Consider the following 14002-nt stretch of genomic DNA (forward strand, 5'->3'; position numbering starts at 1 on the left):
ATGTCGTATTTTCGTAATGTAAAACCACAGATTGATAAACTGCTGGGAATGTTCTCTCGCAATGAACGTTGGCTTATCACTATTAATGCCGACCCTGATGCGATGGGCTCTGCTCTCGCGCTCAAACGCATTATGAGCCACAGAGTTGCAGATGTAGATATTGCCCGTGTAAACGAAATTACGCGTCCGGATAACCTTGCGATGGCTCGTTTGCTCCGTATTCCTATGGTAAAGTTAACGCCTCAGGTTTCCGCTCAATACGACAGGTTTGCGATTGTAGATTCTCAGCCGCATCACCATCCTTTGTTCGCTGAATTGGATTATTCAATCGTCATCGACCATCACCCGTTGAATGATGATTTTCCAGTGGAAGCAGAATTCAAAGAAATCCTTCCGAATTATGGTTCCAATAGCACCATTCTTACAGAATATTTGTATCAGATGACCATTCGTCCGGGTAAAATGCTGGCAACAGCACTTATGTACGGCATCAAGACTGATACAAACGATTTTGAGCGCAGTTTCAACGAGGTTGATATCCGCGCGTTTAAAGTCTTGAGCAAATTTGCAAACCACCCGCTGCTTTCCCGTATTGCGCGAAGTGAAATGCACTCTGATTGGCTGGAGTATTTCTCCCGTGCAATCACCGGGATACATAAAGTAGGTTCCGGCCGGTATGCGTTTGTGGGCATAGTAGATAATCCTGACGCACTTGTTGTGATTGCAGATTTCTTCATGCGTGTGCACGAAATGCGTTGGGTTGCTGTGTGTGGTGTGTATCAGGACAAGGCTGTCATTATCTTCCGTGGTGATGGTGTTAACCGCGATTTAGGGCATTTTGCCTACTGCCAGTTTAACGATGTAGGTTCTGCCGGAGGCCATAAGGCGCTAGCCCGTGCGGAGATTCCTATTGAAAATCTGGTTGGTAAGGATGTTGAAATGTTCGTGTTTAAACGCCTTGTATCTCCTACCCGAAGCCGTTCTATAAAGTGCGCAAAGCCTGCTGAAGAAGATATCGAAAAAATGGGCGAGTAACGATTTTCGAGTGAAAGTTCTACCCAAATATTGTGCGGCAATGCTCTTCTTGCATTCTTAGAGAACAAAAAGTAGACTCATTGGCTTCGTTCTTAAATACTGGGAGAATTGGTCATGCCGCACAAAGGCCCACATATTTCTATAGGTTCCGAGTTTCTTGTCCATAGGGTGTTGCGGATTGATCTTGATGAATTTGAAGATTGGCCGGAATCGGTTCGGGAGCTCGCCATTGCGCTTGCCGAAGAACTATTCCTCGTCCGCTACAATCCGTTTATCGATGCGGATACCGTTCGTACAAGTGTAACTAAGCGTTTTGATAGAGCGGAACCTGCTCTGGCACATCATTACGCCAATACACTGAGCGAAGGTGTCACCATGTTCTGGAGTGCCTATGAGGCAGATATGGCATTCCGGAGTGAGTTGGTGCGCCGACTTGGACAGATCATTCCAAAAAACAATATTGATCTGCGCCCTGCATCGTTAGTGGAATGTTCCACAGACGCAACTGACTTGCGTATGGAACTCCCATTGCTTGTTGTTGCGCCTTCTGCAACAGATCAAGTAAGCGCCATTGTTCGCCTTGCGAACGAAATGAAGTTTGCACTCATCCCGCGTGGCGGTGCTTCCGGTTGTACCGGTGGTGCTATTCCGGCACGCAAACGCACTGTCGTGATGAGCCTGCAGAAACTGAGCGCTATCAAATCCATCGACAAAAAAGAAATGACTCTCACCGCTGAGGCTGGCGTTATCACGTTTGACGCCATTAAAGCCGCAGACATCGGTGGGATGCTCTTTACTGTTGACCCAGCATCCAAGACTGCTTCCACCATCGGCGGGAACGTGTCGGAAAACTCCGGCGGTCCTTTTGCCTTTGAATACGGAACAACACTCGACAACATCCTTCACTACACAATGGTTACCGCTACAGGCGAAATCATCAATGTAGAACGCGTTAATCATCCTCGTCATAAGATTATGGAAGATGAAACTGCCGTGTTTGAAGTTAAAGACGTGTCCGGTGGTGTCCGTACTGTTATTTCTTTGCGCGGTGATCAAATCCGCAAAGCAGGTCTTGGTAAAGACGTTACCAACAAGTTTCTCGGCGGTCTGCCGGGTGTGCAGAAAGAAGGCACTGATGGCATCATCACTGAGGCAACCTTCATTTGCTACCCTAAGCAGAAATATGACCGTGTGCTTGTGCTGGAGTTCTTTGGACGCTCCATGCGTAATGCAATGCTTGTGATTAAAGACATTGTCGGACTGCGTGATACTATTCGCGAGCAGGGCGACCTTGTTAAAATCTCAGCGCTGGAAGAGTTTGGTGTCAAATATGTTGAAGCAATTGAATACCAGACAAAATCAGATAAGTATGACGAGCGCCCGATTTCAGTTCTTATTGTTGAACTGAACTCAAACGATACGTCCGCACTGGACGCCAGTGTGAAGGATATCGTGAATATTTGTACTCCATACGAAGGCGTGGATGTTTTTGTTGCGAAAGATGCAGCAGAGGCAGAAGTCTTCTGGGAAGACAGACATAAGTTATCTGCCATTGCGCGTCGTACCTCCGGCTTTAAAATTAACGAAGACATCGTTATTCCAATCGATGTTATTCCTGAGTTTTCTGACTTTATCGAGCATTTGAACCAGCGTTGTACGGGTAGAGCATTCCGTACTGCACTTGGTGAAAGTGGACGTCTGAGCGGTATGCCGCTTGAAGATAAAGAGCTGAACCGCGCGTTCACCTTTGCATCTAAAGTTGCCAAAGGCGATGTGCCGATTGCAGAGCTTTCTGATCAGGAAACTCTTGATCAGGCGCTTGCGTACTTTGAGCACGCGCAGGATCGCTATCCGAACCAGCGTCGCAAGCTCGGTAAGATTGTTGAAGACATGCTCGCTACCCGCATCATTGTCGCAAACCACATGCATGCTGGTGACGGCAACTGCCATGTGAACATTCCTGTTGATTCGAATAACCCTGTCATGCTGCATCACGCAGAAGAAGTGGCAGAAGAAGTTATGGCGAAGGCACAGGAAATGAATGGTGAGGTTACCGGCGAGCACGGCATCGGCATTACTAAAATTAAATTCCTTTCAGTTAAAAAAATGGAAGAGCTCACTCTGTTTAAGCGCAGAGTCGATCCGCTTTCTATTATGAACCCTGCAAAGCTGACACAGCGAGATACTCCGGTTCAGCCGTTTACGTTCTCGTTTAACCGTCTTATCCGCGATATTCAGGCCTCCGGTCTGCCGGAAAAAGAACGCCTTATCAGCTTGCTCACCAACATTCAGGTTTGTACCCGTTGTGGTAAGTGTAAGCAGGTTTGTCCGATGTTCTACCCGCAGGGTGACTTGCTGTATCATCCGCGAAACAAGAACTTGAGCCTCGGTGCGCTGCTTGAAGCGGTTTACTACTCTCAGGTGAACAAAGGTAAGCCGGACGACAACCTTATGGCGCAGCTGCGTAAGCTCATGGAGCATTGCACAGGCTGTGGTAAGTGTACGTCTGTGTGTCCTGTGAAAATTGATTCTTCGAAGGTTGCGTTGGAATTACGCGCATTCGTTCAAGATGAAGGCGCAGGCGGACATCCTATCAAATCCAAGGTGCTTGATTACCTTGTGTCCGATGTTGCGAACCGTGTGCCGCGTGCTGCTAAAATGGCTTCAATGGGACAGCGTGTGCAGAATAAAATGCTGCGTCTGGTTCCAAGTTCATGGCGTTCAGGCATTAACAGCCCGCTGTTCTCCGGTCTTGGGCCGGAAGTTGGATACCGTGGCTTGAATGAAGCTCTGCGTTTGGATAAAGGTTCAATCTTTGTTCCTGAGAACGCACCGGAAGGCAAAGCGCTGGAAGCAGTCTTTTACTTCCCGGGTTGTGGCGGTTCCCTGTTCTACAGAAATATCGGTCTGGCATCACTGATGCTGATGCTTAAATCCGGTGTGGCTGTGATTATGCCACCACGCCATATGTGCTGCGGGTACCCGCTGCTGGCAGCCGGTAAAGATGAAGAATACAGAAAAAACCGTGCTACTAACATTGAAGAAATGAAAGCGTTTCTTGCCGATGCAGTACGTGCGGGACTTAATATTACGCATTCCATCACTGCGTGTGGTTCCTGCCGTGAAGGGCTTGAGTCATACGAACTTGCCGAGGCTTTAAACATTAAGCTTGAGCATAAAGATGCCGTACAGTTCCTTATCGAACGTATGGGCAAAGATGCGTTGAAAGATGCCGCAAAGGGTAAGTCTGTATTATACCATCCATCCTGCCACGCAGAATGGACAGGTGTGCATAAAACCAAAGCCGCTGGCGTATACGTTAAAGCTTTGAGTGAATTATGTGGTGCAGAAATTACATTGAACCCTGGTTGTTGTGGTGAATCCGGCATGGGTGCTCTCACTAGTCCTGATATTTACAACAAGTTGCGCGCTAAGAAAGAAGCAGGGTTAACACACGTGTTGCCGACAATGAAAGAAGATGCCCCTGTTCTTGTAGGGTGTCCTTCATGTAAAGTTGGTATCTCGCGAATTTTCCTTAATTTACAAGAAAAACGCCCTGTGCTGCATACGGTAGAATACATTGCAGAAGCGCTATACGGCGCTGACTGGAAAAAACAAATGAAACGCCTCGCGACAGAATCTACTCAGAAAGATTCGAAGCGAATCGTAGATACAAAGAGTCTTTAAGAGCATTGGCTCCCCTTCTGAACTTACTTATATTCGGAAGGGGAGCTTTGTTTGCTAAAGGCAAAAGAAAAACTACATGAAATATATTGCTATAGACTACGGAACAAAGCGGACAGGACTTGCAGCCAGTGATACTGGCGGCAATATGGCATTTCCGCGTATGACGCTGATGATGAAAACACGTGATAAGTTTTTCACGGAGCTTTTAGCGTTCATCGAGAAGGAAGAGCCAGTTGCCATCGTTGTTGGCCTGCCCATGTCACTGTCTGGTGAAGAAACGCTTATGTCCCGTCAGGTGCGCAATTTTCTTGCACGATTGCGTCGTCGCTGCGATCTACCAATCTTTGTCATTACAGAAGCACTCAGTTCTTTCGAAGCAGAATTAGAGCTGCGAGACGCTGGTTTGAAGGGCCACGAGATCGATAAGGTAGTTGACCAGCAGGCAGCAGTGCGTATTCTAGAGTCGTTCCTGCATTTGAACGAAGAGCACAGACAACTTTACGATTAGCAGATTGATATGGGCACATTTTCAAAAATACTAAGCGCTTTATTAGTGCTTACAGTACTCGTTGCAGCGGGTGTATGGTTTACGTTTGAAACGTATACCAGATCTCCTATGCAAAAAGAGTTGCGTCAAATTCCTCTGGTAGTTCCGGCCGGAGCGTCGTTTAATCAAATTATTGATGATATGGCGCGCCAAGGCGCTCTTACGCATCCGTATGCATTTCGTCTGCTCGTCCGACTCCGTAAACAACAGCAAAATTTAAAAGCCGGTGAATATCTTCTTAATACCGGCTGGACTCCTGAACGCCTGCTTAAAGAGCTCGTAACCGGCAAGGGCATCCTTTATACTCTGACTTTTCAGGAAGGACTGCCTTGGTGGGTTATTGCTAAAAAAATTGAGCAACAAGGGTTTGCCAAAGTAGAAGATTTCTCCAGAGTCATTCACGATCCGGAGTTTCTGAAGAAACACAATATTCCTTTTCCCGATGCGGAAGGCTTTCTGTTCCCTGAAACATACAAGTTAAGTAAGCCTCGAGTAATGAATGAAGCCTCTGCGGAAGACGTGGCGTCAATGCTGGTTCACATGTTCTGGCAGAAGACTGCTTCTTTATGGGGAGACAAAAAGCCGAGCCCTGAAGTTTTGAAAAAAACTCTCATTCTGGCCTCGCTTGTGGAAAAGGAAACCGGCGTTCCTGAAGAGCGTGAACGTGTTGCAGGCGTATATGAAAATCGTCTGGAGATGGGAATGCGTATGCAGGCAGACCCGACCATTATCTATGGACTGGGAAAGAGCTTTGACGGTGATATTCGCCGCGCTGACATCCGCAATAAAAAGAATAAATATAACACGTATCAGCACAGAGGCTTACCTCCGGGGCCAATTTGTTCCCCCGGTCTGGAAGCTATTAAAGCTGCTATGAATCCAGAGCAACACAAATACCTTTTCTTTGTGTCAAAGGGCGATGGATCTCATAAATTCAGTAAGACGCTGAAAGAACATAACAACGCTGTTCGTAAGTATCAGCTGCGCAGAAAGAAGTAAGATAGCAACGTAACTGCTCACGGCGAAGTGTATCTGCTCATGCCAAACGCAGTGCAATATACTGTTGCTACTGATGATATTTTTGGTGCAAAAAAGGCAGGGAGTGTATAACTCTCTGTCTTTTTTTATGCTTATGATAAAAAGTTAGCTGGGTTAGAGTTTTTTAAAATCAACATGTTAAAGAATAAGAAGAAAGTTTCTTATTAAGAACAGTTATTATTAGCTTGATTATTCTTTTTCAACTGCGTATATCTTTTTTCAACGGCGGGCAGGAACAAGTAAATGCCTGCTTAACGCGTTGAACTGATACTACTTTACGTGTATAGTGACGCAGCAATAAAATTTCCGATTACTGGAAAGTGATTTTACCCGAATAAAATAATACAATGTCGATCAGGAGGCTCCCGATGCCAAATCGTCTCGAAGTTTACAAATGTGAGCACTGCGGAAACATGGCTGAAATTCTCATAGGTGGCGGCCCGTCTTTGGTTTGCTGTGGTGAAGATATGGTTCTTCAGGTTGAAGGTACTGTTGACGCAGCACGCGAAAAACACATTCCAGTTATTGAAAAAACTGCGAATGGCTACCTCGTTAAAGTCGGTGAAGTTGCTCACCCTATGGTTGACAAGCATTGGATTCAGTGGATCGAACTCGTTGCAGACGGCGTAAGTTACACCAAATTCCTTAACCCTGGCGACGCACCAGAGGCTGAGTTCTGTATTGAAGCAGAAAAAGTTACAGCACGTGAGTACTGTAACCTCCACGGCCACTGGAAAGCAGAAGCATAATAAAAAGGGAAGAGAACAATGGAAAAGTACGTATGCGTGATTTGTGGTTATGAGTATGATCCAGCCGAGGGCGACCCAAGCAATGGTGTAGAGCCTGGCACAAAGTTCGAAGATATCCCAGAAGATTGGCTCTGTCCGGTCTGCGGGGCTCCTAAGAGCGAATTCGAACCAGCTTAAATACTATAAGCCCCCCTCTGCTGGAGGGGGGCTTTTTTTTGTAAATTGGCGTATAGCATACTCTGTACAGGATGCAGATGTACATGCTATCGCTGTGCTTGGCTGTATTGCCGTGGTGCATTACGTACCATGGTGAAATTTATTCACGTGTTCGTTGTGTTTTTGGTACTGAAACACATGTATTTCAGAGTGTTGCGCTATGCTCTTGAAAGTAGGAAACACGCTGTCGATTGTTTGAACAGCTACAAATTTCTCTCTAAGACCCTTTCGCGTGAGCAAGGGCTAGTAATAAGGAAAATATGATGCATCCTGTTGAAATTAAAAAAGACGTATTTTGGGTCGGTGCTGTTGATTACACAAGCCGTGACTTCCACGGTTATTCTCTTTCTCCACAGGGCACCACTTACAACAGCTATCTCATTAAAGACGAAAAAACCGTTCTTTTTGACACAGTAAAAAGCAATTTCCTCGACACAATGTTGTGCCGTATGTCTAACGTTACTGAGTTAGAGAAAGTTGACTACATCGTTTGTAACCACCTCGAGCCAGACCACTCCGGTTGTCTTCCAAGACTCGTAGAACTTTGCAAACCAGAAAAAATATTTTGTTCACCACTCGGTAAACGCTCCATGCAGGCGCATTACAATACCGAAGGGTGGCCTATCGAAGTAGTGAAAACTGGCGACACCGTTAACATCGGTTCCCGTGACATTCAGTTCATCGAAACTCGTATGCTCCACTGGCCTGATTCTATGGTGTCCTACATCCCGCAGGATAAGCTTCTTATCTGCAACGACATTTTCGGACAGAACATTTCCAGCACAGAACGTTTTGTAGACGAAGTTGATCGCGCTGTTGTTGAGCACGACATGGTAGAATACTACCAGAACATCGTTCTTCCATTCTCTCCGTTAGTACTCAAAACACTTGATGCTATTGCAGAAATGGGTATCGAAATCGACATGCTCGCACCAGACCACGGTCTTATCTTCCGCGGTAAAGAAGATGTGCAGTGGTGCTTAGACAAATATCGTGAATTTGCAGAGCAGGCATGGCAGAAACGTGCTGTCATTATCTTCGATACCATGTGGCATTCTACAGAAAAAATGGCGTATTCCGTTGCAGAAGGTTTTGAGAGCGAAGGCGTACCAGTGCGCATCATGCATCTTAAAACTGACCACCATAGCGCAGTAATGACTGAGCTTGGTCGTGCAAGCGCTGTTGTGTTCGGGTCTCCGACTCACAACAACGGTATTCTTCCAGAAGTCGCTAAAATGATAACCTACATGAAAGGTCTTCGTCCGCAAAACCGCATCGGTGGCGCATTCGGCTCCTTTGGCTGGTCTGGCGAGTGTGTAAAGTCACTCACCGAAAGCCTCGTTGATATGGGCTTCGAAATGCCTGTTGATGGCGTGAAAAACCAGTTTGTACCAACACACGACTCTTACAAAAAATGCTACGAAATGGGTGTTGAACTCGCTAAAGCTCTTAAAGAGAAGTGCGGCGAATAACTGTTTTGGAGTCTTCGGCGCTTTTTATTTTTGAGTTTCTTTGCCTTCGGCGAGCAGGCTCTGCCTTGCATCCGCAAGGGAGACTCTCCCTTGACCCGATTCGCGAAGGATTCTTGTTCATAAAAAGTGATTACGGCTTATTGATGATTATTAGAAAAGGGTGGGGAATATATCTCCACCCTTTCTTTATGCTAATGAAAGGTAGTGGTTATTAAGCCGCGTGAGATGTTTAATAACGGGCTTTTTTCGCGTAATAAAAGTTTTAGGAAGGGGGTCTGGGGGAGAACCCTTTTCCAAAGCGGTAGCTGTTCTCGAAGAATGAGAGATTACAGATAGCGACAGTGTAACAGGGTTTCCCCCAGCCGTCGGAGACATCCCGCTGATAAGCGTCGTCGAAGACAAACAAGCCCCAAAGACATCCCGCTGACAAGCGCCATCGGAGACACATTAAGGATTACAATGAATAAAGAGCACGACATAGAAAAGGCGCGTGAATATTTTCCGCGTGGCCTTTTCCAGCCGGAGGGAACGTTTCGGTTCTCGATGGACGCTTTGCTGCTGGCGAGGTTTGCTGGTGCGGCGAAGTATCGCACAGCTGTTGACCTTGGCACGGGCTGTGGCGTTATTGGCCTGACAATGCTGCTTGAGAACGAGCGACTTGCTGTGACGGGAGTAGAATTACAACCGTTGTTGCTTGATGCTGCGAATCAGAATGCGGAGTATTTGGGCGTGGCGGACCGGTTTCGTGGTGTTTTGACGGACGTGGGCGCGATTCGTCAGAGCGGGCTTGGTGCTGAAAGTGCAGATGTTGTAGTTTCTAATCCACCGTACCGTAGACAGAATCAGGGACGTCATGCTGCAACTCAGGAGCGGACGTGCGCTTTGTTCGAAACAGAGGGCGCGCTTGCTGCATTTGTGCAAACAGCGTCTTTTCTGGTAAAGAATAAGGGATCGTTTTGTTGTATTTTTCCTTCGGAGCGTCTCGAAGAACTTATGCGTGCTTGTTCACAGAATAAGCTGACACCTAAGCGCCTTAAATTTGTTCACAGCAAGGCAGATCAAAATAGTACGCTGGTATTGCTTGAAGCCCGAAAAAATTGTAATTGCGGTGTTGCCGTTGAAGCTCCGCTTGTTATGTACAGCGGCACAGGTGACAACACAGCCCTTACGGACGGGGCTTTGGCGTATTGTCCGTATCTGGAATGTAATGCACGCGGGCGATAGCCCTCAGGAGAGTTTATGATTGGTATGTATCGTAGAAGAGAGCGTCTGCTTTCAACAGAAAACAAATCAAAACCTGTTATTGTTTCTTTTGAACAGTCCCGAATGGACGGCGGCTTCACTTCATCTGTCTCTGCGTCTGCCTGCGTGGAGGCTATCAGCAAGCATCCTCTCAATTCGCTTCTTGTTTCCAGCGGCTTTGCCCGAACATTCGGCTTAACTTTTCCTGCAACGCTTCCGCTAGTTGTCCAGCTTTCTACAGCCAGCAAACATGCCGTGCCGTCTTGGAACCGCACTGTTGTTTGTTCTGTGCTTGAAGCCTTACGTGCCGGAGCTGATGCTGTTGCGTTGCAACTTGCTATCGGCAATGAGTACGAAGAGAAGATGCTTCAGGACTTTGGCGCTGTTAGCGAAGAAGCCCATTCTTATGGATTGCCAGTCATTCTTTCAATTTTCGCAAAGGGCGAGCGTATTGTTCAAGAATACGATCGTGCACTTATTGCAGATTCGATAAGTCTAGGCAGCGAACTCGGCGCTGATATTATTGCTGTGCCTTACTCTGGACATGAAGAAAGCTTTGCTCAAGCTGTTGGTGAATCTTCAGCACCAGTGCTTCTTATGGGAACACACGGTGCTACGAACTTCGATAGCTATTGTAAGTCCGTCGAAGAAGGGCTTGCATGCGGCGCAGAGGGCGTAATTGTTCCGTTCCAGATTCTCCCTCCAGAAGAGCAAACAGCAGGCTTAGAACGCATCCAGAGCGTAGCAACGCTCCCTGAGGAATCTCAGAAAGAAGATGTTTAAAATAGCGGTACTTTTTTTCGTGATCGTTTGGATCATGAGCTTTTTTATGAGCAAACGACGTAAGGTGATCCGTGATTCGAATCATCTGTTTCAGCTCGTAATTAGTGCTGCCATTATCTTTAGTGGCATAACGTTGCTGCGTAATTCTGAAATTGCCGCGAGCACCCCGCTCTATTTTCTTGCGCTTGCGATACTTTTCGGGAGTGCATGGTTTATTGCTCGCTTGTTGTTGAATGTAGTGACTCGTCGCAAATAAATTTATTGATTAGAATAGCAAAAAGGGCTGTCCTTCATATGAAGGACAGCCCTTTTTTTATTGTATTAACGGTAATAATGTATACGCCGCAATGCAGCGTAAGAAACGTGCTGCTATCGATAATAAAAGTTTTTGAAGGGGGGTCTGGGGGAAGCTTTTTCCAAAAAGTTTCAGCCCAGCCGCCGGAGGCAAAATTCCCGTATTATCGAAGCCGCGTGTTAAAGCAAAATACGATGCGAAACTTGTAACTTAGGCAACGTTGATACCCGTTTGTCTAACGGGAAAACGAGCGGAAAAGGGTTGCGTTTGGGGATGATTGGTGCCCCTGCACAAAGTCCTTTTGAGTTCGCTAGCGCGACTGCTCCGATTGGATCTACACCTATAACGGCTGACTTGTCGTGCAGCGAAAGGATGTTGATTACTGACCGGGCACTGGCATCGATCATGGACTGTAAGTATTTGCGGTCTGCTGCTCCGGGCATTGTGTGGTGAATAAGCTTGAGCGAACTCTTCCACGGGTACGCGCCGCATAAGGCTACGCTGCTGCGGAACACTTGTTTACGGAAAGCAAAACCACCTTTGGTTTTGTTTGTGGCTGCGAGCAGCTCACAATCATGATCGGTGCAGGAAATTTTGAATAAGCCACGTACACTGTTACTGTTCCAGCGAACCATGCGGTCTGCTTGTGCTTCGATGTATACGTGTCCGAGTTTGCCGGAAGTCGGTGCTCCTGACATAAGGCTTGGAACGTAGTTATTGTGTGCTACGACGTCTGCTGCAAGATGTGAAAGGTACCCGAAGGCGTATGAACGCAGTTTGGGACTTTGAACATTTTCCAGAAGCGTAAAGCCTGTTTCCCAGTTGTGACTGTGACCGGGAACGACTGTGCTGCCTTTTCCGATGAATATGTCAGCGGAAAGTGCGCCGTATTTAAATGCGTCTTTGTGTGATGCGATGGTGTGTGCGACTGATGCAGGAAGAAGAGTAAGGTTGGAAAGAAGCCATTCAGCTATAGAAATATGAACTCCCGGCCCCCACGCGTACGCAGGTTCAGGAAGCAAAACAAAAGCAAAGGCAGCGATTGCCGCCAGTACCAAACATTTTATCATAGAACTCCACCCCTCATAAAGCGCCCGAGGCTTCGGGCTGAGGACTTAGAGTAATACTACCATCTAGAAAGTCAATGCTTCAAATACTAGATGCGGTCCATAGCTTCGAACAGGTTCTCAATGATGGTGTTGGAGACCAACATGCCGCGTTTCGTAAGGTTCAAATAACCATTACGAATTTTAACTAAGCGGTGCTGGTGCAACGCTGTAATCATAGGCCGAAAATCTTCCATAAAACTTCTGCCGGTGAGCTCTTTGTAAGCAGCAAGTCGTAGTCCGCGTGCTGTTCGCAGGCGCAGCATGATGAGTTCCTGCATACGTTCATGCGGCGTCAGAGTCTCTGAGTTGTCGCCGAGTTGGCCGCTTGTGGCTTGTTCTGCGTAGGCTGCGAGGTCTTTTGTGTTTCCCCATCGCTGACTATTTATTGTTGAGACGGCTGAAGGGCCGAGTCCCAGATAGTCTGCGCCTTCCCAGTATCCAAGGTTGTGGCGGCACTGAAAGCCCATGCGCGCAAAGTTGGAAATTTCGTAGTGTGTATAGCCTTGAAGCTCTAAGAAATCTGATCCGTACAGAAACATTTTACTCTGGTCGTCGTCAGTTGGCAGTTCGAGATTTCCGTCATCGTGGGCAATTTCGAATGGGGTGTTTTCTTCGATTGTGAGGCTGTAACAGGAGAGATGATCCGGTCCCAGCTTGGCAATTTCTTTCAGTTCTTCGAGCCAGTGTTTTATGCGCTGTCCCGGTAATCCCCAGATGAAATCTACGTTTATGTTGCCGAATCCGCTTTGGCGAGCAAGTTCAACGGCTTGAATTGCCTGTTTTGCGGAGTGCGGTCTGCCTAAGGTGTGCAGCAAGTCACGGTTCAGACTCTGAATGCCGAGGCTGAGCCTGTTAATGCCCGAGCTGCGAACATCGTGCAGGAATGTGCCCCGTACCGCTGATTCGGGATTCGCTTCCATGCTGATCTCCGCCCCGTTATCGATGGCAAAGGTCTTGGCAAGTCTGTTGAGGATTGTGCCTATGGCTTTGGAAGGGAGTATGGAAGGCGTGCCGCCACCAAAAAAGATGGTTTCCACCGGAACATTGCCGAGCCTGTCACCCCAGAGGGCGATTTCGCGCATTAATGCATCCAGATACACCTGTACAGCGTTCTCATCCGGCACTTGGGAATGAAACGCACAGTAGCCGCATTTACTGCGGCAGAAAGGGACATGTAAGTATAGCAACATAACGGGTTGAAAGTAGGGATAGGGGCGCCATGCGTCAAGGATTCAATTGATTGTACGTTAGCTGCATTATAAATGAGGGTGAGGTCCATTGACGCACGAATTCTTTTCCTTTATTGACAGATCAACAGTTGATACGACAATTCGATCCTATTCTCAAAGAGACAGGGGGAGCAATGAACCGCTTTCAAGATGAACAGTTTCCATTGGGATATGCAGTGGCGATGACGAATCGCATGCAGGCTGCAAAGGCCAAAGAGAAAATTTCTCAGTACGGCATTACCTATGGGCAGGTACCATTTTTAATGGAAATTCTGCACAACAAAGAGCCGATGACGCAGGATGCATTATCTAAAGCTCTTTTCATTGACCCTGCAGCGACTGCTCGCGCTGTAGAACAATTGGAACTTAAAGGGTTTGTTAAGCGAAAAGTTAACCCTAAAAACCGAAGACAGAAGCTCGTTTCCGCTACAGATAAAGCGAACTGGATTAAAGGCGAGCTTAGATCATCGTTACGAGAAGCAACGCACGAAGTGCTCGCGCCGTTGACCACGGAAGAGCAGAAGATACTTGCAGATCTTTTAGCAAAGATCTGTGAACACGGCCTTACTGAATAATTTACTTGCTAGACACACTATTCTG

The 14002-nt window shown here is 47.0% G+C and carries 13 protein-coding genes; 11 read left to right on the forward strand and 2 right to left on the reverse strand.

The window, feature by feature from the left end; translation table 11 throughout:
* The 10 genes from ACZ5V1_RS14970 (at position 1) to ACZ5V1_RS15015 (ending at position 11025) form a co-directional block, all read left to right on the forward strand.
* A complete protein-coding gene (locus ACZ5V1_RS14970; RefSeq protein WP_464389516.1) occupies positions 1-1035 on the forward strand; it encodes a DHH family phosphoesterase in 1035 nt (344 codons plus the stop codon).
* A 114-nt stretch (positions 1036-1149) separates the two neighbouring features.
* The gene (locus tag ACZ5V1_RS14975) at positions 1150-4722 is read left to right on the forward strand and encodes an FAD-binding and (Fe-S)-binding domain-containing protein (protein WP_464389517.1); all 3573 of its coding nucleotides are present in this window, start codon (positions 1150-1152) and stop codon (positions 4720-4722) included.
* 76 nt (positions 4723-4798) lie between these two features.
* The gene (gene ruvX, locus ACZ5V1_RS14980; RefSeq protein WP_160716182.1) at positions 4799-5230 is read left to right on the forward strand and encodes a Holliday junction resolvase RuvX; all 432 of its coding nucleotides are present in this window, start codon (positions 4799-4801) and stop codon (positions 5228-5230) included.
* Positions 5231-5239: 9 nt separating this feature from the next.
* Positions 5240-6268, forward strand: coding sequence for an endolytic transglycosylase MltG (gene mltG / locus ACZ5V1_RS14985; protein WP_464389518.1), 1029 nt, complete (start codon positions 5240-5242; stop codon positions 6266-6268).
* Positions 6269-6675: 407 nt separating this feature from the next.
* The gene (locus tag ACZ5V1_RS14990; protein ID WP_464389519.1) at positions 6676-7056 is read left to right on the forward strand and encodes a desulfoferrodoxin; all 381 of its coding nucleotides are present in this window, start codon (positions 6676-6678) and stop codon (positions 7054-7056) included.
* Positions 7057-7074: 18 nt separating this feature from the next.
* Positions 7075-7233, forward strand: a complete 159-nt coding sequence (gene rd, locus ACZ5V1_RS14995; RefSeq protein ID WP_464389520.1) for a rubredoxin — start codon at positions 7075-7077, stop codon at positions 7231-7233.
* 302 nt (positions 7234-7535) lie between these two features.
* On the forward strand, positions 7536-8744 hold the full coding sequence (locus tag ACZ5V1_RS15000) for an FprA family A-type flavoprotein (protein ID WP_464391629.1): 1209 nt from the start codon (positions 7536-7538) through the stop codon (positions 8742-8744).
* A gap of 459 nt (positions 8745-9203) precedes the next feature.
* Positions 9204-9968, forward strand: coding sequence for a tRNA1(Val) (adenine(37)-N6)-methyltransferase (locus ACZ5V1_RS15005; RefSeq protein WP_464389521.1), 765 nt, complete (start codon positions 9204-9206; stop codon positions 9966-9968).
* Between the two features lie 15 nt (positions 9969-9983).
* Positions 9984-10769, forward strand: coding sequence for a class I fructose-bisphosphate aldolase (locus tag ACZ5V1_RS15010; RefSeq protein ID WP_464389522.1), 786 nt, complete (start codon positions 9984-9986; stop codon positions 10767-10769).
* A 46-nt stretch (positions 10770-10815) separates the two neighbouring features.
* Positions 10816-11025, forward strand: a complete 210-nt coding sequence (locus ACZ5V1_RS15015; protein ID WP_160716170.1) for a hypothetical protein — start codon at positions 10816-10818, stop codon at positions 11023-11025.
* Positions 11026-11243: 218 nt separating this feature from the next.
* Here ACZ5V1_RS15015 and ACZ5V1_RS15020 read toward each other — a convergent pair whose 3' ends face one another.
* On the reverse strand, positions 11244-12134 hold the full coding sequence (locus ACZ5V1_RS15020) for a zinc dependent phospholipase C family protein (protein WP_464389523.1): 891 nt from the start codon (positions 12132-12134) through the stop codon (positions 11244-11246).
* An 86-nt stretch (positions 12135-12220) separates the two neighbouring features.
* Complete coding sequence (hemW, locus tag ACZ5V1_RS15025) at positions 12221-13363, reverse strand: radical SAM family heme chaperone HemW (protein ID WP_464389524.1); 1143 nt, start codon at positions 13361-13363, stop codon at positions 12221-12223.
* Positions 13364-13536: 173 nt separating this feature from the next.
* On the opposite strand from hemW, the gene ACZ5V1_RS15030 reads away from it, so the two are divergent.
* On the forward strand, positions 13537-13977 hold the full coding sequence (locus ACZ5V1_RS15030) for a MarR family winged helix-turn-helix transcriptional regulator (protein WP_464389525.1): 441 nt from the start codon (positions 13537-13539) through the stop codon (positions 13975-13977).
* Positions 13978-14002 lie beyond the last annotated feature (25 nt).

The organism is Halodesulfovibrio oceani subsp. galateae (assembly GCF_055397225.1).

Bases quoted from the DNA above. Each gene is read 5' to 3' on its own strand.
- ACZ5V1_RS14970 (WP_464389516.1), top strand. From the start codon at position 1: ATGTCGTATTTTCGTAATGTAAAACCACAGATTGATAAACTGCTGGGA.
- ACZ5V1_RS14975 (WP_464389517.1), top strand. From the start codon at position 1,150: ATGCCGCACAAAGGCCCACATATTTCTATAGGTTCCGAGTTTCTTGTC.
- ruvX (WP_160716182.1), top strand. From the start codon at position 4,799: ATGAAATATATTGCTATAGACTACGGAACAAAGCGGACAGGACTTGCA.
- mltG (WP_464389518.1), top strand. From the start codon at position 5,240: ATGGGCACATTTTCAAAAATACTAAGCGCTTTATTAGTGCTTACAGTA.
- ACZ5V1_RS14990 (WP_464389519.1), top strand. From the start codon at position 6,676: ATGCCAAATCGTCTCGAAGTTTACAAATGTGAGCACTGCGGAAACATG.
- rd (WP_464389520.1), top strand. From the start codon at position 7,075: ATGGAAAAGTACGTATGCGTGATTTGTGGTTATGAGTATGATCCAGCC.
- ACZ5V1_RS15000 (WP_464391629.1), top strand. From the start codon at position 7,536: ATGCATCCTGTTGAAATTAAAAAAGACGTATTTTGGGTCGGTGCTGTT.
- ACZ5V1_RS15005 (WP_464389521.1), top strand. From the start codon at position 9,204: ATGAATAAAGAGCACGACATAGAAAAGGCGCGTGAATATTTTCCGCGT.
- ACZ5V1_RS15010 (WP_464389522.1), top strand. From the start codon at position 9,984: ATGATTGGTATGTATCGTAGAAGAGAGCGTCTGCTTTCAACAGAAAAC.
- ACZ5V1_RS15015 (WP_160716170.1), top strand. From the start codon at position 10,816: ATGAGCAAACGACGTAAGGTGATCCGTGATTCGAATCATCTGTTTCAG.
- ACZ5V1_RS15020 (WP_464389523.1), bottom strand. From the start codon at position 12,134: ATGATAAAATGTTTGGTACTGGCGGCAATCGCTGCCTTTGCTTTTGTT.
- hemW (WP_464389524.1), bottom strand. From the start codon at position 13,363: ATGTTGCTATACTTACATGTCCCTTTCTGCCGCAGTAAATGCGGCTAC.
- ACZ5V1_RS15030 (WP_464389525.1), top strand. From the start codon at position 13,537: ATGAACCGCTTTCAAGATGAACAGTTTCCATTGGGATATGCAGTGGCG.